The 24,817-nt window shown below is 32.7% G+C and carries 17 protein-coding genes; 12 read left to right on the top strand and 5 right to left on the bottom strand.

Going from position 1 to position 24,817, the window contains the following annotated elements:
• Positions 1-56 precede the first annotated feature (56 nt).
• The 4 genes from rpmB to ftsY all read left to right on the top strand — a co-directional run bounded on the left by rpmB (position 57) and on the right by ftsY (position 1,843).
• Positions 57-293, top strand: a complete 237-nt coding sequence (gene rpmB, locus JS605_RS11645) for a 50S ribosomal protein L28 (RefSeq protein ID WP_057778512.1) — start codon at positions 57-59, stop codon at positions 291-293.
• Positions 294-313: 20 nt separating this feature from the next.
• Positions 314-496, top strand: coding sequence for a 50S ribosomal protein L33 (gene rpmG, locus JS605_RS11640; RefSeq protein WP_092579068.1), 183 nt, complete (start codon positions 314-316; stop codon positions 494-496).
• A 37-nt stretch (positions 497-533) separates the two neighbouring features.
• Positions 534-686, top strand: a complete 153-nt coding sequence (locus JS605_RS11635; protein WP_092579066.1) for a DUF4295 domain-containing protein — start codon at positions 534-536, stop codon at positions 684-686.
• 203 nt (positions 687-889) lie between these two features.
• Entirely contained in the window at positions 890-1,843 is a 954-nt protein-coding gene (ftsY, locus tag JS605_RS11630) for a signal recognition particle-docking protein FtsY (RefSeq protein ID WP_203257901.1), read from the top strand.
• A gap of 40 nt (positions 1,844-1,883) precedes the next feature.
• Here the strand turns inward: ftsY and JS605_RS11625 are convergent, their stop codons facing one another.
• Positions 1,884-2,960, bottom strand: coding sequence for a serine hydrolase domain-containing protein (locus JS605_RS11625; protein WP_203257900.1), 1,077 nt, complete (start codon positions 2,958-2,960; stop codon positions 1,884-1,886).
• A 310-nt stretch (positions 2,961-3,270) separates the two neighbouring features.
• Here JS605_RS11625 and rimO point away from each other — a divergent pair, with 310 nt between their 5' ends.
• Positions 3,271-4,572, top strand: coding sequence for a 30S ribosomal protein S12 methylthiotransferase RimO (gene rimO, locus JS605_RS11620; RefSeq protein ID WP_203257899.1), 1,302 nt, complete (start codon positions 3,271-3,273; stop codon positions 4,570-4,572).
• 56 nt (positions 4,573-4,628) lie between these two features.
• Here rimO and JS605_RS11615 read toward each other — a convergent pair whose 3' ends face one another.
• The 3 genes from JS605_RS11615 to JS605_RS11605 all read right to left on the bottom strand — a co-directional run bounded on the left by JS605_RS11615 (position 4,629) and on the right by JS605_RS11605 (position 9,435).
• Complete coding sequence (locus JS605_RS11615) at positions 4,629-5,912, bottom strand: carboxypeptidase-like regulatory domain-containing protein (RefSeq protein ID WP_203257898.1); 1,284 nt, start codon at positions 5,910-5,912, stop codon at positions 4,629-4,631.
• Positions 5,913-6,087: 175 nt separating this feature from the next.
• Entirely contained in the window at positions 6,088-7,890 is a 1,803-nt protein-coding gene (locus JS605_RS11610) for a cytochrome-c peroxidase (RefSeq protein ID WP_203257897.1), read from the bottom strand.
• 3 nt (positions 7,891-7,893) lie between these two features.
• Positions 7,894-9,435 (bottom strand): alkaline phosphatase PhoX, encoded by a 1,542-nt coding sequence (locus tag JS605_RS11605; protein WP_203257896.1) that lies wholly within the window; start codon positions 9,433-9,435, stop codon positions 7,894-7,896.
• 439 nt (positions 9,436-9,874) lie between these two features.
• Between JS605_RS11605 and JS605_RS11600 the strand changes: the two genes are divergently transcribed.
• The 6 genes from JS605_RS11600 (at position 9,875) to bshC (ending at position 21,204) form a co-directional block, all read left to right on the top strand.
• On the top strand, positions 9,875-10,519 hold the full coding sequence (locus tag JS605_RS11600) for a hypothetical protein (protein WP_203257895.1): 645 nt from the start codon (positions 9,875-9,877) through the stop codon (positions 10,517-10,519).
• Positions 10,520-10,598: 79 nt separating this feature from the next.
• A complete protein-coding gene (locus JS605_RS11595) occupies positions 10,599-11,135 on the top strand; it encodes a T9SS type A sorting domain-containing protein (protein ID WP_203257894.1) in 537 nt (178 codons plus the stop codon).
• A 22-nt stretch (positions 11,136-11,157) separates the two neighbouring features.
• Positions 11,158-13,383, top strand: coding sequence for a hypothetical protein (locus tag JS605_RS11590; RefSeq protein ID WP_203257893.1), 2,226 nt, complete (start codon positions 11,158-11,160; stop codon positions 13,381-13,383).
• A 25-nt stretch (positions 13,384-13,408) separates the two neighbouring features.
• Positions 13,409-18,826 (top strand): T9SS type A sorting domain-containing protein, encoded by a 5,418-nt coding sequence (locus tag JS605_RS11585; RefSeq protein ID WP_203257892.1) that lies wholly within the window; start codon positions 13,409-13,411, stop codon positions 18,824-18,826.
• Positions 18,823-19,530 carry a hypothetical protein gene (locus tag JS605_RS11580; RefSeq protein ID WP_203257891.1) on the top strand — a complete coding sequence of 236 codons (708 nt, stop codon included), beginning with the start codon at positions 18,823-18,825 and terminating at the stop codon, positions 19,528-19,530. The genes JS605_RS11585 and JS605_RS11580 overlap by 4 nt, the downstream gene beginning before the upstream one ends.
• Positions 19,531-19,602: 72 nt before the next feature.
• Positions 19,603-21,204 carry a bacillithiol biosynthesis cysteine-adding enzyme BshC gene (bshC, locus tag JS605_RS11575; RefSeq protein ID WP_203257890.1) on the top strand — a complete coding sequence of 534 codons (1,602 nt, stop codon included), beginning with the start codon at positions 19,603-19,605 and terminating at the stop codon, positions 21,202-21,204.
• A 4-nt stretch (positions 21,205-21,208) separates the two neighbouring features.
• Here bshC and JS605_RS11570 read toward each other — a convergent pair whose 3' ends face one another.
• On the bottom strand, positions 21,209-23,077 hold the full coding sequence (locus tag JS605_RS11570) for a tetratricopeptide repeat protein (protein ID WP_203257889.1): 1,869 nt from the start codon (positions 23,075-23,077) through the stop codon (positions 21,209-21,211).
• A 101-nt stretch (positions 23,078-23,178) separates the two neighbouring features.
• Here JS605_RS11570 and guaA point away from each other — a divergent pair, with 101 nt between their 5' ends.
• Entirely contained in the window at positions 23,179-24,714 is a 1,536-nt protein-coding gene (guaA, locus tag JS605_RS11565) for a glutamine-hydrolyzing GMP synthase (protein ID WP_203257888.1), read from the top strand.
• Positions 24,715-24,817: the final 103 nt, after the last annotated feature.

The following is a 24,817-nucleotide window of genomic DNA, read 5'->3' as shown; positions in this document are numbered from 1 at the left end:
TTAAGTATATTTGCACCTCGTTTTTAAGCAACAACACATTTAAAAGTTAAAAAGTAATGTCAAGAGTTTGTGAACTTACAGGGAAAAAGGCAATGGTTGGTAACAACGTGTCTCATGCAATGAATAAAACTAAGCGCAGATTTGATGCTAACTTAGTAAAGAAACGTTTTTACATTCCAGAAGAAGACAAGTGGATAACTTTAAAAGTGTCAACTTCTGCTTTAAAGACTATCAACAAAATAGGAATTTCTGCTGCTATTAAAGAAGCAAAATCTAAAGGTTTTTTAAAATAAGTAGCTCAAAGTAGTATAAAATGGCAAAGAAAGGTAACAGAATACAGGTAATCTTAGAATGTACAGAGCATAAAGAATCTGGACAACCAGGAACTTCAAGGTACATTACCACAAAAAATAAAAAGAACACGCCAGATAGAATGGAGTTAAAGAAATTTAACCCTATACTTAAGCGTATGACGGTTCATAAAGAAATTAAATAATACGTTTTAAACGTAGAACTATAAAGATAAAGCAGCCATGGCAAAAAAAGCAGTAGCATCGTTACAAACAGGATCTAAAAGATTAACCAAAGCGATAAAAATGGTTAAGTCTCCAAAAACTGGAGCTTACATGTTTGTAGAGTCCGTAATGAGTCCAGACTTAGTAAACGATTTCTTAAACAAGAAATAAAACGTTTAAAAACCACAATATATCAAGCTGCTGTCTTTAAAGAGAGCAGCTTTTTTTATATTTACCTCTCAGGTTTATTTTATGACAATATTACAGGTATTTCATAAAGGCAGGAATATTGTTATTTAGTATATGGTTCTTTACTATTAACAAGATACCTAATGCAAAAAGTAAAACAGTTTTAAAAACGATAAAAATTATAAATGAGTTTTTTTAAAAAAATATTCTCTTCAGAAAAAAAAGAAACTTTAGATAAAGGGCTAGAAAAATCAAAATCAAGTTTCTTTGGAAAATTAAGTAAAGCTGTAGCAGGAAAATCTAAAGTAGATGATGAGGTTTTAGATAATCTTGAAGAAGTATTGGTAACTAGTGATGTGGGTGTAAATACTACGTTAAAAATTATAGAACGGATAGAAGAGCGTGTTGCCAAAGACAAGTATTTAGGTACAGATGAACTCAATCAAATTTTACGTGAAGAAATAGCAAGTTTACTATCAGAAACTAATTCTGGAGAGGAAACAGAGTTTAGTATTCCAACCAGTAAAAAACCTTATGTGATGATGGTGGTTGGCGTTAATGGTGTTGGTAAAACTACTACCATTGGGAAATTGGCGAGTCAGTTTAAAAAGCAGGGACTTAAGGTTGTTTTAGGAGCTGCAGACACTTTTAGGGCAGCAGCTATAGATCAACTACAGGTTTGGGCAGATCGTGTTGATGTACCTATTGTAAAACAATCTATGGGTAGCGATCCAGCTTCTGTAGCATTTGATACTTTAAAAAGTGCTATAACCCAAGATGCAGATGTGGTTATTATAGATACGGCAGGGCGTTTGCACAATAAAATAAATCTCATGAATGAGTTAACCAAAGTAAAACGCGTCATGCAAAAAGTGGTGGATGATGCACCTCATGATGTACTTTTAGTTTTAGATGGCTCCACAGGACAAAATGCTTTTGAGCAAGCAAAACAATTTACAGCTGCCACAGAAGTAACATCGTTGGCAGTTACCAAACTGGATGGTACCGCAAAAGGAGGTGTAGTTATTGGTATTTCAGATCAATTTCAAATCCCTGTAAAATATATAGGTGTTGGAGAAGGTATTGACGATTTACAAGTATTTAACAAATATGAGTTTGTAGATTCGTTTTTTAAGTAACTTTTTGTTTAAATACCCCTGAGGTTTTCGAAAATTATAGTCAGTTAATCAATGCATTGATCTTACCCCATAACTCGTTATCAAAATCTGAACGCGCAAAGTTAATACCATCAGCGAAGTTTCCCATTCTAACAATAACTAGTTTTTTACTAGGTACTACATATATTTTTTGATCGTTTTTACCAAGGGCAGCATAAGTGTCGTTTGGTGCATTAGGAATTAGCGTTCCGTTGAATTCTATCTGACTAGCAGGCAAGCGGTAACTGCTTTTGCCGTTTAACCACCATAAATAACCATACGATTTATTAATGTCTTGTGAAGTATTGGTAGCTTCTTCTAAAAAGGCTTCAGGAACAATTTGTGCGTCTTCCCATTTACCTTTTGCGTAAATCATTAATCCATAACGCGCCATACTTCGTGTATCGCTCCAATATACATTAAAGTCTGAACTTTGAATCCAGGCACCATTCATTCCAATTCTACTTTTTAGTTTACTTTCAAAATAAGAACTCCAAGAAGTATTGCTGGCTACTGAAACTACATCTTGCATTTTTTTATATACATTATGATATGCCCAACGTGTTCCTGCATCAGCTTTATATTGTAAATTTTCTTTTGATATATTATCTCCTAAACTATCATCTAAACCCGAATTCATAGATAATAAATGCTTACAAGTAATTAAACTTTCTTTGTCCAAAGGCATACTCGTCCAGCCGTTACCCAAATAATCAGAAGCTTTGTTGTTGATATTTAATAGCCCCTCTTTTTGAGCTATTCCACAAATGGAGGTAGTTAACGTTTTGCCAGCACTTGCCCAGTACCATGGTTTTATGGCGTCGTGTCCATTCATATATGCCTCAACTACAATTTTACCTTCATGAAGTATCATGAAACTTTTGGTGTTTTTTTCTTCAAGGAAGTTTAGGAGTGGTTGTAATTCACTGTGATTCCAATCTAAGGTTTCAATAGTTTTGTTTTCCCAAACATCAGAGTTTAATGGAGGAAAATATATGCTATCGTTAATAATTTCTGGTGTATCGCTATTTGTGTCTTCTGAAGAGCAACTACATACGGAGAAGATCGTTATAAGAAGGTAGAAAATATTGATTTTCATCTGTTAGAATTTGTTGTTATACTATATACAGATGTAATGCGCCATAAACTCATATGATACTTTTTTTGATTTAAGTGTCATGGCTCATTTCATAACTGTAGGTTTTCAATTTAGGACATACAAATATATAAAAGGTTTAATTGAAAAGAAATTCCTCGATATTTAGTATCGAGGTTTCCTTTGATATTGTCATTGCCGTGGAAACTGGAATCTCTTGATTAAAAACTTAAAAATCTAACCAGATATGAGGAAAAGGATTTTTCTATAATTCGTAAATCATTACCTATCTTTGCACCTCTTTTAAACAGTTATGCGCACAAAATCGCTTAAAAAAAATAGAATTAATGTAGTTACTCTGGGCTGTAGTAAAAATGTTTACGATAGTGAAGTACTCATGGGGCAACTAAAAGCCAGTGGAAAAGATGTGGTTCATGAAGAAGAAGGCAACATTGTTGTGATAAATACTTGTGGGTTTATTAATAATGCCAAAGAAGAAAGTGTGAATACTATTTTAGAATTCATGCAAAAAAAAGAAGCTGGAGATGTAGATAAAGTGTTTGTTACGGGATGTTTAAGTGAACGCTATAAACCAGATTTACAAAAGGAAATTCCTAATGTAGATCAATATTTTGGTACAACAGAGTTGCCAGGACTTTTAAAGGCACTTGGAGCAGATTATAAGCATGAGCTCATAGGAGAGCGTTTAACCACCACCCCTAAAAACTATGCGTATTTAAAAATAGCTGAAGGGTGTGATAGACCCTGCTCTTTCTGTGCTATTCCTTTAATGCGAGGAAAACACAAATCAACACCTATAGAAGAACTTGTAGTTGAAGCTGAAAAGCTGGCTGCTAATGGCGTTAAAGAGTTGATTTTAATTGCTCAAGATTTAACCTATTATGGCTTAGATTTATATAAAAAACGAAATCTTGCTGAACTGTTGGAAGCTTTGGTAAAGATAGAGGGTATTGAGTGGATTCGTTTACATTATGCATTTCCAACAGGGTTTCCTATGGATGTTTTAGAAGTGATGAAACGTGAGCCAAAAATTTGTAATTATTTAGATATTCCGTTACAACATATTTCTGATACTATTTTAAAGAGTATGAGACGTGGTACTACAAAGGAAAAAACAACCAGATTACTACAAGAATTTAGAGTAAAAGTACCTGAAATAACGATTAGAACAACATTAATTGTTGGATACCCTGGAGAAACTGAAGAGGATTTTGAAACATTGAGACAATGGGTAAAAGACATGCGATTTGAGCGTTTGGGTTGTTTTACTTATTCTCATGAAGAAAACACACATGCTTATAATTTGGAAGACGATGTTCCTGAAGAAGTTAAAATAGATAGAGCTAACCAAATTATGGAAATTCAATCCCAAATTTCATGGGAACTCAACCAAGAGAAGATAGGGCAAGAGTTTAAAGTGGTAATTGATAGAAAGGAAGGTGATTACTTTATTGGACGTACTGAATTTGATTCCCCAGATGTAGATAATGAAGTGCTCATAGATGCCAATGAAGTATACCTTAAAACTGGAGAATTCGCTAACGTGAAGATTGTTGAAGCTGAGGATTTTGACCTTTATGGAAAAGTAGTATAACTAAAAAACCGATTAGAATTTACTGAGTACTAATCGGTTTTTAGTTTTTATAAACTTTATGATTCCTGTTTTTTGGCGGTTTGCCTATCTAGTTGCTTCTTAATTTTTTTGATTGCATTTTCTATAGATTTCTCAGGTTCTATTATATTATAATCTCCCCAAAATTTTGGATCAGCAAATCCAGAGGTTGCTTCGGTTAAAATTGTTGATGGTTTTAACATCCTATCTCGTGCCTTGACAATTTTTGTATTTGGAATTTCCCAATCTGTAATAGCCATTTCGCTATTAAGTGTATAGATACTATTAAATAGTTTCCCTTCCCAATTTACTTTAAATGTTAACCCAATATTGCTATAAGCATAATGCCATCTGCCATTTTGTGTTCTATACTTTACTTTATAGGTGGCTTCGGTTGGGTACACATCAACTTTTCTTGGTTTTTTTCTAACAAATATAGAGCTAGACAATTCTTTGTTTTTAACATTTAAGCTGTATTCAGCGTTGGTTAAAGCAAGTGTATTTGCATCTATATATAATTTGCCATAATACAAGGGCGATTTTACATTGGGTTTTTGCTTAAAGTTAACTACATACACGAGGTTTTTGTTAATATTGGTGGAGTTCTCATAATTAAAATCATAGAAATCAATATCCTCTTTGTTAAAAATATATTCAGGATATTTTACTAAATCAGTATATAAATTACTGAATGGACCTCCTTGTAGTTTTAAAGCTAGTGTATCTAACCTGTTATAATTTATGTTTTTTCTTGATTTTATGAGTTCTATGTGATCATTACGAAGACTACTGTAAGGCTGTTTATGAATTTTAACCACAGCTTCAGATAAAGATGCATTCTTACGTCTTTTCTTTATAGTTTCTCTGTAGAATGCTGTCATTAATGCATTTTTGTCATTGTACGCCGTACTTTTGTTTGCCAATGTTTTTTCTACTAATGTTCGCGCATCATATTTAGGGGATGCAGAGAGGCTAATAGGATTTAATTTGGTAACACTGGGTGTTAACATGATTTTTTCGTAGTCGCCCAAATCAATAATATTTAGCAACTTTCTTTCATAACCTAAATGTGTAACTACCAATTTTGCATCTAAGTATTTGTAAGGGATTTTTAATAAAAACTCTCCATCGGAGTTCGTAACGGTACTAATATTGGTACCATCAACAACAATATCTGTGAAGACAAGTACATCTTTGGTTTCCTCATCGATAACTTTGCCATTTACTTCTTTAATGGCTTGTGTGTTTTGTGCATGCATAATAAAAAACGAACACAGCAGCAGACAAACTAATCCTAATCTCATATTGGTAATGTTTTTCATAATTTAAGGAATTAAGGTTTAACTGAAATTACAAAAAAAAGAGACAAAAGCTTAGTAATCAATAGTTTTTAACAAAAAAATTAACTTTTAATAGTTGTGATAATTGAAAAGAGATTTTTTAGTAATAAAAATAAAATAGGCCAATATAATTTTCTAGGATAGGTTTTTATAATCCTCATATAGAAGTATCGGTTAGAGTCATCATAAATGCGATAATAGCTTGTTGTTCATCTTCTGTTAAATCTAAACTGTCAAAAGGTAATGTTTGGTATGGGATATCAAAACCAAGTCCTTTTCCACCACCTTTGTTGTAAAAATCCATTACCTGTTCTAGATTGTTATATATTCCATTGTGCATATACGGAGAGGTAAGATTAATATTTCTAATTGTAGGTGTTTTAAATGCTCCTTTTCTAGAATCTGTTTTAAATAAATAATAGCGACCCAAATCATCATCTAATATTTTGTTTTTTTTAGTTTTTGGGACACCAATAACTTCTAACTCTGTTTCGTTAAAATTTGGAGGAATGGTACCGTTGAACAGAGGTGGGAAATGGCATGTTGCACAAGCAGCTTTTCCCATAAATAGATTAAACCCTTTTATTTCTTTATTGGTTAAACTATTTACCTCTCCATTTATGTTTTTGTCAAATTTAGAATCAAAAGCATTTAAAGATTTAACATAGGATGCAATTGAATGTCTTATATTTATATCAGTAGCACCTCTTTTGTATAAAGAATCAAAAGCTTTAGAATACTTTTTGTCATTTTTTACGACTTTAACAATATGATTTAAGTCTGTGTTAAACTCATCATGGTTGGTTACTACTCCTACGATTTGTCCCTCTAAACTCCCAGATCTGTTATCCATAAAAAAAGATTTTTGTAAACCAGAATAGGTTAGGGTTGGTGTATTTCTATTTAAATTTTTATTAAAAGTGATTCTACCGTCTGTAAATGCTTTTTCTTTAATATGGCATGTTGCGCAAGACATATCGTTGTTTATAGAGAACCTCTTGTCATTAAATAGTACTTTACCCAGTTCTATCTTAGTTTTTAAATGAGTAGTATCGCTTTTATAGTCTGAAAAGAAATCTAAATTAAAGCTGTTTTTAGAGAATAAGCTAGTTGTGTTATTTTTGATTGCCAGTTCAAAAGGAAAATCTATGTTCCAATCTTTTTGGGTAGTATTTAATAATTCTAATTGTTTGTTTGTATGTGTTTTTATAAATTGATAACGATTAAAATTCTCAAAGTCAGTATCTACTAATGTCTTAATTGCTTTTTGTATTTCAGAGCTCCATTGTTTAAGTATACTTTGGTTGTTGAAATTATTTTTATATATATTAAGTACCTCATCTAAAGTACTAAGTGCTAAAGAGGATTCCTTGAGGGATTCTCCAAATACTGGTGAGTCAAAATTAGAAAGTCCAGTAGTTGCAGTTCTAACAATAGCGTCTCTAATAAGCCATAAAATATGATAATCTTTAAACTTTAGTGTTGTATTATGTTCTATTAGTTTTAATCTATCCCTGGTAACTCTTATTGCACGCTCTATAACTAAAGTGTCAATAACATCTACAAATAAGTTTTCTTCAATTACCTGATAACCTATGGGTTGGTTTATCTTTATGTCAGTTGGGTCTTCCTCGTGAACTCTTAATAAGTTAGGAGCGTTTAAAGATTTATAGTTTTCTTTCTCAAAATAAGCCAAAATGGGTTCGCTTTTTTTGAAATTATATCTTGATTTTAGATAGTATACTTCATTAATTTTATTTGTGTTTTCTACATGAATACTGTCTAAATATTGATAAGCCATTTTAAGATGGCTTCGGTATAATTTCTCAAGCTTTTCAGTATTAGAGAGTTTTTCTTTCCTTAGATTTTCTTTTTGTTTGCAAGATGTATACAAAAGCAAAAGACATACGCTTATTGCATATGTCTTAGCTCTGAACGTAACATTCAAATATGTGCTCATTTTTTATCTATCTAAACCTTTTATTAGGTATAATTGTGAACCTTCTCTTCTGTTTGCTAAATCAGGGTTGGCTTTTGGGTCTGTAAATGAAGTGCCATCGGCAGGATTCCAACCGTGGTTTTGAGTAATTAATAGGAAGTTGTTATCCCCATTGTTTACAATATCAGTAACATCAATCATACCTGTAATTTCCCACATTCTATCTGTACCATATCCTATTGTTGCAGCTCTATCCTGATCGCATTCTAAAACTGTTTTAACCGTACCAGTAGTTAAATTATATTGGTATAGTTTAGCGTATCCTACAATATCAGGGTTTAAATCTGCATAACCATTTGGATCTTCTTGGATGTATGCATAGTTTTCGGTAACTAGAATGTTGTCTGGAGAGTGAAAGCCATCGGCTTTACCTCCTTCTTTATCGCCATCAAGAACACAGGTAATTGTACAAGCACCAGTAGGATCTGTTTCGTTAAGTACTACTTTATAGATACGCCCCAAACGAGTTCCTTTGCCTACTAAATCTGGTTTATCTCTACCTGTTACTGCAAAATATATTTCTCTTTGATTACCAGCAGAACCTCTTCTCCAGTCGATATCTTCTAATCTAGAGAACCCCATTACACCTTTGCTCTTGGCCTCAGTGTCTAAAGCAGTAATTTCTGTTTCAGTCAATTCAACAAATTCAGCATTATACTCAGTTCCTTCTACCATGTCCACTTCATATGTAATTCCAGCAGAAGTTACTTTTAATCCATATAGTTTTCCTCCAGTTAAATCTCCTCTATTACCAACGTACATTCCTAGTTGTCCAGAAGGTACACTGTTGTCAGAATGATCATCTCCTATAAAAGCAACAGTTTTATCAGTATAGGCATCTTTACCTATTACAACAGCATTTTCAGTAGACCATTGTCCAAAAGCAGTTAACATTTCTCCTATTCCAGCATCGGCAGCATCCTTTGCAGGGTCGGTAACAAAAACTCCTTTAGAAGAACCTCCCCACTCACCTCCAGAAAGGTACAAGGGACCAAAACCATGCTCGTCAGGTGTAATTAAGGATCCAGAACATTGAGCAGTTTCAGCAGTGGCAGCAGCATTTAGTATGTACTCACCAGAATATGGTCTTAAGTTTTCAGTTAATTTAATACGGGCAATAGAATAATCTGCTTCAATATTATTAATAAGCGTAAATGTCCCATCATCGTTTTTAAGTAAGCCAGCACCATCAGCCATAGAGCCATACACAAAATCAGGTGTGTTAGGAATTACATCTTCAGAAGATAATAAAGGTGTAATTTTAATTCCTACAAAGTCACTTGTTACAGTTAATAGACCGGGGGTTTTAGAAGCAGTTAAATATACTGATGCATCAGAACCGTTAATACCATCTGCACCATCTGCACCGTCCTCTCCGTCTTGCCCATCAATACCATCAATACCGTCTTTTCCATCTTTACCGTCCTCAATATCACAGCTAACTACTGATAAAGGAATAATTGTTAGGGCAATTACAAGCGATAAAAAGCTAAATAATTTTTTCATAATTTTTTTAATTGATTTTTAGTTATTATTTCCTCTCAAAATTAGATGGGTATTCCAAAAATCTTGTTAAGCCATTACTGTGCTTTTATTAAGTTAGGGTTATAGAAAAGTTATCAAGATTACCTAAATATTATCATTGTTATTTCAGTGTTAAGAATTGTTATGGAACTATTAATTTTTGAAGTTTTACTCATGATATTAATATGAATTAAGGTGTTTTTCAATGGACAAAAGGTGGACATAATCTGTTTTATTTTTTTTATTGTGTCTATATACATACATTGGTGCTTCCTAACATGATATATATGCCAACCATTGATATCTATAGCATTACACTAGTTTTGCTGTTTTTTTGTTTTTTCATTTTGTCCAGTTTTGCTCATTTTACTTTTGGACAAACTTTTAACACCTATTTTAAACCCCACTCTTATATATAGATATGAAGAAGATTTTACTTTTTTTACTTTTTATAGGTTGTGCTTCATACGGTTATTGCCAACAATTATATATGGAGTATGGCTCTACTATCTCTTCTTTTGATTACAAAAACTCTAGGGGAGAACGTTTAAATAATTTGTTAGCACAATCTAAATCCTATTTTGGTATGGGGTATAGACACCCTTTAAATAAGGCTAAAACTATTTTTCTAAGAGGTGGTATTAATTATAATAACTATGGCGCTATTGGTAGTGAGAGTAGTGTAGATAATTATTTTGCTTGGGATGTAAGTTACTTAGGAATAAAAGGAGGTACTGATGTAAAATTATTTCAATGGAACGATTTAGTGTTTTTTGCGAATGGCTCTGTGGCTTCAGAGTTTTTAGTTAGAGGAAACCAAACCATAAATAACGATGTGTTTAATTTGGTAGGCGAGGAAGAATTTAACAATAACATTTTGTTTCTAAGAGCAGGAATAAGTATGCAGTACCCAATTTCTAGTAGCACAGCTATTGTTGCAGGCTATAATTATGGGAGCTCTATATTGATAAGTAGTGGTATTAGTGCAGAAAAATTAAAACTAAATGCACATCAATTCGGTATTGGTTTCATCATTAATTTACCCACATGTTATTGTGATTTTTAAGGTGGACAAACTATGGACATTATAGTATATAAGGAATATTTAATATAGTTTCGATAAAGCGAAGCTCTAAACAATAAAGATGACAAACCAAATAATTAGGCATATTATAATTTGTGTGTTAACGATGTTTACAGTTGCATCGGTTTTTGGACAATCGAAAACCAAGAATACAGAATACAGGATTGTAAGATCTAGTGTAGGGGTAGGAGGATCCTCTAAAATACTTCAAACATCTAAAGGTAAATATATTGTAAGCCAGAGTTTGGGGCAGTCTAGCGTTATTGGTACCTCTTCTAAAAATGGATATTACTTACGTCAAGGGTTCCAGCAACCGCATAGTAAGATTGTAATAAAGAAGAGTAATGAAACTAGTAGTTTAAAAGCACTAGTATTCCCTAATCCGTTTGAAGAACGTATTACAATTTCATTTAAAGAAACGCTAACAGCAAAGGTTATTGTTGAAATTCATGATGTAATTGGAAAGTTAGTATATAAAGGTCAGTTTCTTCCCTCTAGAACAATACAAATAAATCTTAATAACCTCTCAACAGGTTCCTATGTGCTAAAGGCGATGTCTGGTAGTAGAACCCTTAATTCTAAAGTTATCAAAATATAATACCTATTAAAAACCAAATGTTATGAAACGTATAATAACCCTAACCTTAGCCTTATTGATATCAATGATTGTTTTAGCCCAAACCGAAGGCATAAGCTACCAGGCAGTTATAATTGGTCCTGATGATTTGGAATTACCTGGTGTAGATTCAGAGGGCAATTATTTGCCAACAACAGATATAATTGTGAGATTTTCTATAATTGCTCCAGGAAGTGGTTTTGTTGAGTTTACTGAAGAGCAAGAAACAACTACCGATGAATTTGGTAGAATAAATTTAATTATTGGTGCAGGGAACTATGATGATTTTGAAAAAATTTATTGGGACGGTAAACCAAAATCCTTAAAAGTTGAAATAGATTTTAGAAATGGAGATGGTTTTGTAGACTTAAGTGTAGAGAAATTAACCTATGTACCCTACATTCAACATAGAACAATAAAGGCTTCAGATTCTTTGATAGTTGACGGTAATACAGAATTAAAGGGGGATTTAACTGTTGTAAACCAGCCAACAAATTTAGGGGGGACGCTTAATGTTAATGGTGGTAATAGTACAAACTTATCAGGAAGGCTTGAGGTAGATAGTTTAGCCAATTTTAATAACGGCATAAATGTAAACAACAAAAGTGTTGCTAATTTATCTGGAGCCTTAATAGTTGGAGATTCGTTAACAGGCCCCCCTAATTGGGATGTAGATGCCCCTACAATACTTAATGGTAGTTTAGAGGTAAAAGGTAAATCTACTTTTGGAGCTTTGGAATCAAGAACATTAATAGTTAATGATAGTACAACCTTAAAAGGGGTGGTTAAAATTGAAACAGATAAGCAAACTGTAATAAACTCCACTGTACATATAGATGAAATTAGTTATACAAGCACAGATAATCAAACAGATCAGGTTGATGGTGTAGATCCTGGATTGAACAAAGATAATTACCCTCTGTTGGTTAAAGGAAGTACCCAAGGTATAGCTATTGAGGTTGAGGGTAAGAGAAGAAACGGTAATAATTTTATTTCGTTTTGGGATGAAGACGACCAATGGGGAAGAATTGAAGGCGAGGTAGAATCTGAATATAGAAACAATGCCGATTATATATTCGATCAAAACTCTCTTGGATATGATATCGCAGATGCAACTATGGATTTACTGTTTCAAGCTTGGGACACAGCAGTGGCAATTGGCGAAAATATCGCTGCAGCTACAGCAGTTGCACCTTGTATTGGCCCTATACCTTGCGTTATGGGACCACCACCTTCATGGATAGTTAGTACTAAAGCTAAATTAGTAGCAGAATCTATTAAAACTGCAGCTGCAGTTGTAAATGAAGGTTTTGCAATTGCTCATAAAGTTACATACGACAATAATAAAGACACTTTTCAGGGTGTAACCTATGCTTCTGGGGCTGGTGATTATGCGGAATATTTATTGAGAGAATATAAAGATGAAAAGATGACGTATGGTGATATAGTTGGGGTTAAGGGAGGTAAAATATCAAAATCATTATATGGTGCAGAGCGGATTATGGTAGTATCCTATAAGCCAATTGTGTTGGGTAACATGCCTCAAAAAAATCATGAAGCAAATTTTGAAAAGGTTGCGTTTATGGGGCAAGTGCCTGTTAAGATTTTTGGAAGGGTAAGTGTTGGAGATTTTATTATACCTAGTGGTAAAAATGATGGTATTGGAGTTGCTGTATCGCCCTCTGAAATACAAGTAAGCCAATTAAAAGATATTGTGGGAACGGCATGGGGAGAGAATGTTACAGGTTTTAATCTCGTTAATGTTGCTGTTGGATTAAATAGAAACGATAGTCATTTAATTCTTGAAAATTTACAGGATAAAGTTGATTCACAAGCTCGAGAAATTTCGAATTTGAAAAGTCAAATTGAAGATATATTATCAAGAATTGCTCATGTAGAACAGGTTGGTTTTGCAGCTAATAAGGAAACAACAGAAAAAGCTCAAACCAATCAGATTAATTACCAAGACTATAGTAGCAGAAAGCTATCAGTAGTAGAAGCTCCAGAAACAAATATTATTTACTTTGAGATTAACGAACAAGACCTAGAAGCGGGCTTAACATTAGCAAAGAAAATGATGGAAGATTCTGGAGATTTTGATAGGAATAGAAAAATTTTTGATAAGCTAGAAAATGATACACAGTTTAGACAACAGTTTATCCTGAGCCTGCAAGAGAAGATAGATAAACAGATGAAATATCATAAAGAAATAGATAGGAGTGGTTATTAAAACTATCTAAACTATTTTAATTTATATGAAAGCTAAAATTTTATTTTTCTTTTTAGGTGTATTTATTTTACAGGCATTATCGCCTCTGAAGGCACAAACAACTGCTATTCCAGATGCAAAGTTCGAGTATTATTTAGAAACTCATGATGCAAATGGTATAGAGGTTGGTATTGGAGATGATACCAGCATGGGTGATGGTATTGATAACAACGGATTGGTTCTTTCTAATAAAATTGATAACGTAATTGCACTTAATGTTGGTAACTTAAATTTAAATACACTTTCTGGTATTGAGGATTTTTTAGGACTGGAAACATTAATATGCAGTGGAAATAATTTAATAGATATTGATGTTTCTAATAATGAGAATTTAAAATCACTATTGTGCGGATCTAATCAACTTACAGGATTAATAGTAAACGCAAATACTAATTTAGAAGATTTAGACTGTTCAAACAATCAAATTTTAAACATAGATATTAGGGATAATGTTCTTATAAGAAGTGTAAATTGTTCCAATAATAGAATTTCAACTATCGATTTAAGTCAAAACCCTGATTTAACTTCATTATCAATTTCAAATAATAGAATTACTAATTTAGATGTAGATGCTAATACCAATCTTCAAAGCCTATATTGTGCTTCAAATCAATTAACGACTTTAGATCTCCTATTCAATAACTCTCTAAGTATACTAGATGTTTCCAATAATGCATTGACAAATCTAGATTTAAGTGCCATTAATACGGTTGTTTGTCCAGACCAACAAACAGATCCTATTACCATCTGTCAAGGTCCATCAACACTAAATGTATCAAATAATCAACTTACCTCTCTGGTAGTTTCAAACGAATTTAATGATTTAGTGACATCGTTCAATTCCGAAGGAAATATAGATTTATCTTGTATTCAAATTGATGTGGGTTTTGCTGTAGACGCAAATTGGATAAAAGATGATTGGACATACTTTTCAGAAACAACTTGTGCAGCTATTTATACTTATGTTCCAGATGATAATTTTGAACAGGCTTTAATCGATTTAGCTTTAGATGATGTTTTAGATAATCTGGTTTTAACATCAAATATTGTAGCTGTTAACAATCTAGATGTATCTAATTTAAATATTGATACTCTTTTGGGTATTGAAGATTTTACAGGACTTACAACCCTAAATTGTGGAGGTAATAATATTTTAGAATTAGATATTTCAAATAATATACTCTTAACCAATTTAGATGCCTCTGGTAATAATTTGGAGCATCTAGATTTAAGTGCCAATACAGCAATAACCGTTTTAAATATTTCAAATAATAATCTAAGTAGTATAGATATCACTACAAACGTATCTCTGGAGAATTTAAACTGTTCTAATAATGCCATCCAGCTTTTAGATTTAAACAATCATCCATCAATTACAGATTTTAATTGCGAATCTAATGCTTTGGAAGTATTAAATATTCAAAACGGACAAAATGGGAATTTAACAAATTTTACAGCTGTGAATAATCCTAATCTTACTTGTATTGAAACAGATACTGGGGGAGTGCCAGGTGGAGTAAATTGGGTTATAGATGCAACGGCAAATTATGCGACGAATTGTGGGACATATGTTCCAGATGGTAACTTTGAACAAGCTTTAATTGATTTGGGGTATGATGTAGCCCCATTAGATAATTATGTGCCTACAGGTAATATTTTAGGGGTAACTGATTTAGATATTAGTGGTAGAGATATTGCAGATGTAACAGGAATTCAGGACTTTGATGCCCTGCAAACCTTTAACTGTGCAAATAATGCCATTGTTGAGCTAAACTTAGTGGCAAATATGTTACTAACAAGTATTAACTGTAATAATAATGCCTTAGAGTTTGTTGATATAAGAAATGGAAATAATGCCAGCATCACGTTTTTTGATGCCACCATTAATTCCAGTTTGTTTTGTATTAATGTTGATGCTGCTGTGATAGGTAATATTCCGGCAGGTTGGACGATTGATCCCATTTCAAATTATAACTCTGATTGTGATACTAATAGATTTACGCCTATTCCAGATGATAATTTTGAACAAGCTTTAATTGATTTAGGGATAGATGCTGGCCCATTGGATAATCAGGTGTTAACAGCTAATATAGAATATTTAACATCTTTAAGTGTAAGCGGTAAAAATATTGAAAGTCTGGAGGGTATACAGGCATTCTTGTCGCTTACAGAACTAGATTGTAGTGATAATTTTTTAGATGAATTGGATGTAAGTGGTATGGTTAATCTGGAAAATTTGTTCTGTGGTTCAAATTTTTTCCTAACCACAAATACAACAAACCCAAACGGTGTGTTAAATATTTCAGGTACACCTAATTTAACCAAACTATTTTGTCCGGATAACAATTTGGCCGATTTGGATATCTCATTACATACTAATTTAGAAATATTGGAATGTTCAAACAACAAATTAGGGGGTATAGATATTAGTAATAACACTAATTTAATAGAGGTTATTTGCGACAATAATCAGATATCTAACTTTGTTAGTTATGCAGCTGATAATTCTACGCTAATTACAATAAGCTGTAACAATAATGAGCTCTCTACCCTACAAGTAAATAGATGCTTAGCACTAACAACTTTAAATTGTAGAAGTAATGCGTTAAGCTTGCTGGATATAGGTGCTAATACGGCACTGGAAGTTTTAGATTTTTCAGATAATGAACTAGCTGATATAAACCTATCTGCCAATTCTAACCTCATAGCACTTTCAGGATCACAAAATCAGCTAACCGAAGTAGATGATTTATCATCAGTAGTTCTGGAAAGTTTAATTTTAGACAATAATCAAATAAGTCAATTAAACACAGTATTAAATAGCTTGCCCTCGCTTAAGCATTTATCAGTTAGCAGCAATGCTCTCACAGATTTAAATACAAGTATAAATGTAAGTTTAATAGAATTAAACGTGAGTAATAATGCAATCACATCTTTAGAGCTTGCCTCGAATTTAAATCAGCTTAAAAACTTTAACTGTAGTAATAATGGAATTGATGGTGGTATGGATTTATCTACGTTGGGAACAGGAGCTTGTCCTGCACAGAACTTAAACAATCCACTAGATTTTTGTCCAGATACTATCACTATAAATGTGTCGGGCAACCAAATAGAATTTGTGAGTATCCAAAATGGAATAAATAGTGAAATCTCCAATTTTTCGGCAACTAATAACCCTAATCTTAACTGTATTCAAGTGGATGACGAAAATAACGTTGGGGCCAGTTGGATAAAAGATATTACTGCGGTATATAGTATAGATTGTAAGTTTGGAGAAACCTATGTGCCTGATGATAATTTTGAACAGGCATTAATTGATTTAGGTTACGATATAGCTCCTTTAGACGACTATGTGCCAACCATAATTATAGAAGTGGTAACTGATTTAGATATAAGCGGAAACAACATTACAGACTTAACAGGTATAGAAGATTTTACTGCTTTACGGGTTTTTAATTGCTCTAACAATACCATAAGTACCATAGATGTAGGTAGTAATATAAATTTAACTGAAATTAACTGTTCTAATAATACTTTAACACATCTAGATTTAACCAATAATACAGGTGTTGTTAGTGTGGATATCTCCAATAATGATTTTACAGAATTTGATGTTAGTCTAATCCCAGCACTTGAAGTATTGGACTGTAATCAAAACGAGATTGTAGAACTTGACTTCACTACTAACCCTACACTTACAAATCTAAATTGTGCTTCAAATGCATTGGAGGTTTTAAATTTACAAAATGGACAAAATGGTAATCTAACGAATCTAAATGCACAAAATAATATAGATTTAACCTGTATCCAAACCGATGATGGTACTGTTCCCGCAGGAGTAACGTGGTTAAAAGATGCAACTACGCAGTATGCCATAAACTGTCATTTTGGAGAAACCTATGTGCCAGATGATAATTTCGAGCAGGCTTTAATAGATTTGGGTTACGATACAGCACCCTTAGATGATTACGTGCCAACAGTCAATATTAAAAACAGACAGTCATTAGATGTAGAAAGTAAGTCTATTTTAGACTTAACAGGTATCGAAGATTTTGAAGCACTTACAACATTAAGCTTTAGTAATAATTTAATTGAAGCAGTAGATTTGAGTAATAATGTAAAGTTAGTTGGGGTTGATGCTTCAGGAAATCAACTTACAGATTTAGAAACCTCAAGCCTTTTAGATTTAAACTATTTAAATATTGCTGGTAATAATTTTACTCAAATAAATACAGCTTCAAATTTAGGTTTAATAGATTTAAATATAGCTGATAATCGATTCGAAACATTAGATGTTAGTTTGCTTTTAGATTTAGAAAAATTGAATTGTTCTTTTAATCTACTAGCAGAGTTAGATTTTACTTCGAATACGAAACTCACTGAGCTGATTTGTATTTCAAATTTGTTATTCCAAGATAAATTGAATATTCAAAATGGTGCCAATGAAACTCTTAGGATATTTAATGCTTCGGATAATCCAGACTTAAGCTGTATTTTGGTGGATGATCCTGTGGCTGTAATCTCCAATGTGGATGGTTTGTATGATAATTGGTTTAAAGATGCTACAACAAATTATCAAACGGTTTGTGACGATGCCGATAATGATGGCGTAGCCAATGAGGATGACTTATGTCCAGGAACACCATTTGGCGAACCTGTAGATTTATTTGGCTGTACCTTTTCAGCATTACCAGAAGATAATTTTACCATTCTAATTACAAGTGAGACATGTTTAAATAATAACGATGGAAAAATAAGAATAACCACTAAAGAATTTTATCAATATAAAGCACATTTAGTTGGAGATGATTTTGATAGAGAATATAGCTTTACCAACGAAATAGATATTTTAAACTTACTTGCGGGAACGTATAGATTATGTATGACATCGGATGAATTACCAAATTTTGAGAGGTGTTTTGATGTAGTAATTAATCATCCTGAAAATTTGGATGTCATTACCGGTAAAAGTAAAAAAGGAAAGGAAGTAACGTTTACTATGTCTGGAAGTAGTAATTATAATATTGATTTTAATGGTTTGCAATTTTCAACAACAGATTCCTCTATAACGCTACAATTAGAACAGGGAGAAAACACAATAAAGATTTCAACAGATTTACCTTGTCAAGGTTTTCATGAGGAAAGTATTTTATTGTCTGATGAAATGTTAGTATATCCAAATCCATTTCAAGAAGATATTAATATTTACTTGGGAGAAATGGATAGTGATATTGTAGAGATACAGGTCTTTTCTTATATAGGGCAAATGGTTTTAAATAGACAAATAGAGTGGAGAGATAAGAGAAGCGTTACTATAAATACGCAGCATTTTAAAACAGGTTTGTATACTGTGATTATAACATCTAAAAATTCAATTTCTAACTTTAAAATTGTTAAGAAATGAAAAAGATAATTTATGTAATTTGTTTTAGTTTTTTAGTGTTTGCATGTAGCAACCCTTCCACTATAGAGCCAGATCCAATTAGTGTAGACCCAGAAGATCCCAGTGAAATAGATAAGCTAACCGTAAGTCTGCAGTTTCCCCACAAGGATGAATTGTGTAATACAGGAGCAAATATAACACCAACACAAAGCACTGTCTTTTTTGAATGGGAAGCTAGTGATGTTGCAGATGGTTATAGAATTTTTATCACGAATTTAATTGATGGGTCAACTATTGAAGAAGAAACTACCGAAGATAAAATAGGGATTGTAATAAATAGAGCAACTCCATATTCTTGGTATGTACAATCTAAACGCGGTACTGTAACAGCAGAGAGTGAAACCTGGAAATTCTATAATTCAGGACCAGGAGTTGAGACATACGCACCTTTTCCTGCTACAATTAATGCTCCAGACATGGCAGCTTCTGTAAATGCAGGTACGGTTACTCTTATATGGTCTGGTAGTGATGTTGATGATGATATAGTTAATTACGATGTATATTTAGGAACAAGTAATACACCAGATATTCATGCTAGTGCCGTTACTGCAACTCAGCTAGATGTTACTGTAAGTTCAGGAACTATTTATCATTGGAAAATAGTTACTAGAGATACTACAGGAAACACTTCAGAGTCTTCAGTATTTCAGTTTAGAGTACTTTAAAAAAGCCTTAACTTAATTTTTAGATATTAAAAAATGTAATAACTGTATATTTACACGACTATTACGTGATATATGCAGCAAGAGTACATACCATTTCGGGCTACTGGTTATTTTTCATCATTAATTTGTGATTATTTAGATGAGAAAGACGAGCTTAAATCGTTTTATCATCGTTTTCCATCCATTGATAATTTTAAATCTCAAATTGAAGAAAAAAAGCAATCTTTTCAGGTGCAATCTAGAACTACTTTAGTAGATGCTTTGAAACAGCAGTACCAAAATCTTGAAATTTCAGAATCTACAAGCCACAATCTTGAAAGCTTAAATTCTGAAAATACATTTACAATAACCACGGGACACCAACTAAACTTATTTACAGGTCCACTTTATTTCTTATATAAAATAGTTTCAACAATTAATCTTTCGAAACAACTAAAAGCGGTATATCCAGAACATAATTTTGTGCCAGTATATTGGATGGCCACAGAAGATCATGATTTTGAAGAAATTAATTATTTTAATTTTAAAGGGAAAAAATTCCAATGGAATAAAAATGCCAATGGATCAGTAGGAGAACTAAATACTAAAGGTTTAGATGAAGTGTTAGAGTTGTTTTCTCAAGATTTAGGCGCTAGTAGAAACTCAGAATTCTTAAAAGATTTATTTAAAAAAGCTTATATAAATCATGATAATTTAGCTGACGCTACACGATTTTTAGCTAACGAATTGTTTAAAGATTATGGTTTAATAATAATTGATGCTAATGATACTAAGTTAAAACGCCTATTTATACCTTATGTTGAAAAGGAACTTTTAAGTCAGGTATCGTTTAAAAAAGTTAGTACTACAAATATAGCTTTAGCCAAAGTTGATGATTCTTATAAAATTCAGGTAAATCCAAGAGAAATAAACCTTTTTTATTTAAATGAAGGATTACGAGAACGTATCATTTTTGAAGATGATGTTTATAAAGTGGTTAATACAGATATAATTTGGAGTAAGAGTGAGATACTAAAACATCTTAATGAGGAGCCTGAAAGATTTTCTCCGAATGTAATTATGCGTCCATTATACCAAGAAGTAATTTTACCAAACCTTTGCTACATTGGTGGAGGAGGGGAATTAGCGTATTGGATGCAATTGAAATCTTATTTCGAAACGGTAGATATTCCTTTTCCAATGTTGTTGCTTAGAAATTCAGTCTTAATAAAAACAGAGAAACAGGCTAAGAAACTTCAAAAGTTAAATATTTCTAACAAAGCTATTTTTTTAAAACGACATTCTTTTATTAATAAAAAAGTACGTGAAATATCAAATATCGATTTAAGTTTTGCGCCTCAAAAAGAGTATTTAAAAGCTCAATTTGAAGATATGCTTAAACTTGCAGAGCAAACCGATAAATCTTTTATCGGAGCTGTTAAGGCACAAGAAAAGAAACAGCAAAAAGGGCTTGAGACATTAGAAAAACGATTACTAAAGGCCCAAAAGAAAGCACTCTCTGATGAGGTGTCTAGAATGACAGAACTTCAAAATGAGTTGTTTCCTAATAGGAGTTTGCAGGAACGTAACACTAATTTTTCAGAGTTTTATTTAGAATATGGACAATCGCTAATCCCAAGGTTAATAGAAAATTTAAAACCATTAGGTGGTGAGTTTTCAATTTTAACCATTTAGTACGCTAAAGATTAAGAACCAAATCTTGTAAAGAATCCTCTGTGGTTATGTCTAATTTTTTACGTAATCGGTAGCGTGCTTTTTTAACCCCTTCTGGAGAAATGTTTAAGATGTTAGCGATCTCTTTAGAAGATAAATTCATCTTTAATAAAGCCATTAATCGCAATTCATTTGATGTTACCTCAGGATATTTCTGTTTAACATTAGTATTAAAATCCGTATGTACTTGCTCAAAATAACGAGAAAAATTATCCCAATTATTGTCGCCTTTTAAATCAAAATTTATGGTACGAATTAATTGATTGTACCCTTTTAGAGAGTTTTCAGAAGTTTTAAAAGTTTTAGCTTGCTGTTTTAAGGTTTCTAAAAGTTCATTCTTCTTTGCTAAATGCAATGCATGAGTAGTTAATTCTTTCTTTTTATAATCAAGTTCAAGATTTAGTTTTTCTTTTTCGGTTTTACTTCTTTTCAACTTTTGTCTTAAGGCATAAAAACCAATTAATGCTAATAATAAGCCTAGTCCCAATAGGATGATGTATAACGTATTGACTTCTCCTTTTTTTTCTAATAAATTAATCTCTGCTTCCTGTAAGGCTATTTGTTGTTCTTTTTTTTCGGTTTCGTATATTGTTTTTAACTCTTCAATTTGTTGTGTTTTAGTAATGGAATATAAACTGTCATTAACTTCTCGGGATGCATCAAGGTATACTATAGCTTCTTTGTGCTTGTTTTGCGCTTGTAGAATCTTAGCGCGGTAAGGATAAAATCGTTTTAGATAGGCAAGAGCGTTGTTGGGTTTAGCAAGTTCTATGGCTTCATAATTATACTTTAGTGCTGTGCCGTAGTTTTTGTTCTTATATGAAATTTTAGATAATCCGTGAAGTGCATTAGCTAAGTTAAGTTGATAACTTTCTTCTTCTGCTATAGTTTTAACTTCTAGAAAAAGTGTTTTAGCTTTAGCATAGTTTTCATTTTCTATTTCTAATTCCGCGACAGCATTTAGTGCATCAGAAAGTGCAAATTTATCTTCAAATTCTTTAGCATATTTTATAGCTAAATCGTAATGTTTTTTTGCATTAACGTAATCGTCTAAGTTTTTATATGTAGATCCTAAAGATGTGTTAACATAAGTTAGCGACCACTCCTGATGTTCTTGCTCATAGATTTGCGCAGCTTGCTTATAATATTTTAGTGCAGACTCATAATTTTTTTGAGTAGATTGAATGATACCGATTTGCTCCAAGGCACCAGCTCTTCTGGGGTCTTTTACTTTTTCAAAACATTCTAAGGCTTTAAGAGCTTCTTTCAAGGCTATTTTGTAGTTGCCTTTTTCTGCATAACGGATGGATAACGCATCATGATGTGATCCAATAAATTTAATTTTAGAAGGGTCATCATCGTCTTCGGTTTCTTCAATTAGTTTTAAATTTTCTTTGGTAATAGCAATTGCTTCATCTAAGTCCCCCGATGTTTCTTTAACAATAGAAATGGCATGATTAATAAATATTAACCCTCTTGTGTATGAAATATCTTGAAAGTTTCTTTTTGCAATGGCGTAATAGTGTAAAGCAGAATCATTTTCACTTTTGTTTAAAAAATAATCGCCTATATGCATGTTGCATGCAGCAATACCAAACTTATTATCAATTCTATTTGAGATTTCTATACCTTTTAAAGCATAGGCTTTTGCTTCTTCAGGTTTAGAGTATTTAAGATTTTTATTGAGATTTATTAAGATGCTAATTTTTGTAGAGTCATCTGTTTTTCTTTGTTCAAGTTCATGCTTTAAACTGTCAATAAGCGTTTTGTCTTGAGCCTGTAGAAAGTAAAATTGAATAATTAATAAAACTGTAGAACAAATGAACTTTTTCATATTGAGCACTAATTTATTTTTAATAAAAATAATATTTAATAATTGTTGAAAAAATAAACTGCCCAAACTTTCCAATAAAAAATCAATTCCTATTTTTGCGCATGCAACATGATAAGGTACTAATTTTAGACTTCGGGAGCCAATACACACAGCTTATTGGGCGTAGAGTTAGAGAACTCAACATATACTCCGAAATCCATCCGTTTAATAAAATTCCAAACAATTTAGAAGAGTACAAGGCAGTGATTCTGTCGGGCAGTCCAAACTCTGTAAGAGGAGAAGATGCCCTACATCCTGATTTATCTGAAATTAGAGGTAAAAAGCCTGTTTTGGCGGTATGCTATGGTGCTCAATATTTAGCGCATTTTTCAGGAGGGGAAGTGGCACCATCCAATACTAGGGAATACGGACGTGCAAATTTGTCTTTTATTAAAGAAAGTGAACCATTTTTTGCGCATGTGAATGCAGGTAGTCAGGTTTGGATGAGTCATTCAGACACAATTAAAAAACTACCTGAAAATGGGGTTTTAATTGCTAGCACACACGATGTGGAGAATGCTGCGTATAGAATTAATGGCGAAGAAACTTACGCTATTCAATTCCACCCTGAAGTATACCATTCTACTGATGGAAAGCAATTATTGGAAAACTTTTTAGTGAGCATAGCAGGTTTGCATCAAGATTGGACGCCGCAGTCTTTTGTAGAAGAAACTGTTGAAGCCATTCAGGAAAAAGTTGGTAGCGACAAAGTTGTTTTAGGCTTGTCTGGAGGTGTAGATTCTACTGTAGCTGCTGTTTTATTAAACAAAGCTATTGGTAAAAACTTGTACTGTATTTTTGTGAATAACGGCTTACTGCGTAAAAATGAATTTGAAAGCGTTTTAAACCAGTACGAGGGTATGGGACTTAACGTTAAAGGGGTTGATGCCTCAGAACGATTTCTAGCTGCATTGAAAGATATTGAAGATCCAGAGAAAAAGCGAAAAGCTATCGGTAATGCCTTTATTGAAGTGTTTGATGACGAGGCACATAAACTTGAAGATGTGAAATGGTTAGCACAAGGTACTATATATCCTGATGTTATAGAAAGTGTTTCGGCTACTGGGGGGCCATCGGCAACTATAAAAAGCCATCATAATGTGGGAGGCTTACCTGATTTTATGAAACTAAAAATAGTAGAACCGTTAAGGGCTATTTTTAAGGATGAGGTAAGGCGTGTAGGGGCTACACTAGGGATTTATCCTGAATTGTTGGGGCGCCATCCATTCCCTGGACCTGGTTTGGGTATTAGGATTTTAGGAGATATAACCGCTGAAAAAGTTAAAATGCTTCAAGAAGTGGATTATATTTTTATAAAAGGCCTAAAAGAATGGGGTTTGTATGATAAAGTGTGGCAGGCTGGAGCTATGCTATTACCAGTAAATAGTGTTGGTGTTATGGGGGACGAGCGTACTTACGAAAAATGTGTGGCCTTAAGAGCTGTTGAGAGTACAGATGGTATGACAGCCGATTGGGTAAACTTACCCTATGAATTCCTTCAAAAAACATCAAATGAAATTATTAATAAGGTAAAAGGTGTAAATAGGGTAGTTTACGATATAAGTTCTAAACCTCCTGCCACCATAGAGTGGGAGTAGTTCACTTGTAACTGGAATACCTAATATTTTGGTTTTTTAACTAATAGTTGCTGATTGAACTGCGTTAGGACTTGCAAAGAAAAGCCTGCCGGTAGGCAAGCCC

The organism is Hyunsoonleella ulvae, from assembly GCF_016827605.1.
Lineage (GTDB): Bacteria > Bacteroidota > Bacteroidia > Flavobacteriales > Flavobacteriaceae > Jejuia > Jejuia ulvae.
This window is presented reverse-complemented; position numbering and strand designations above follow the sequence as displayed.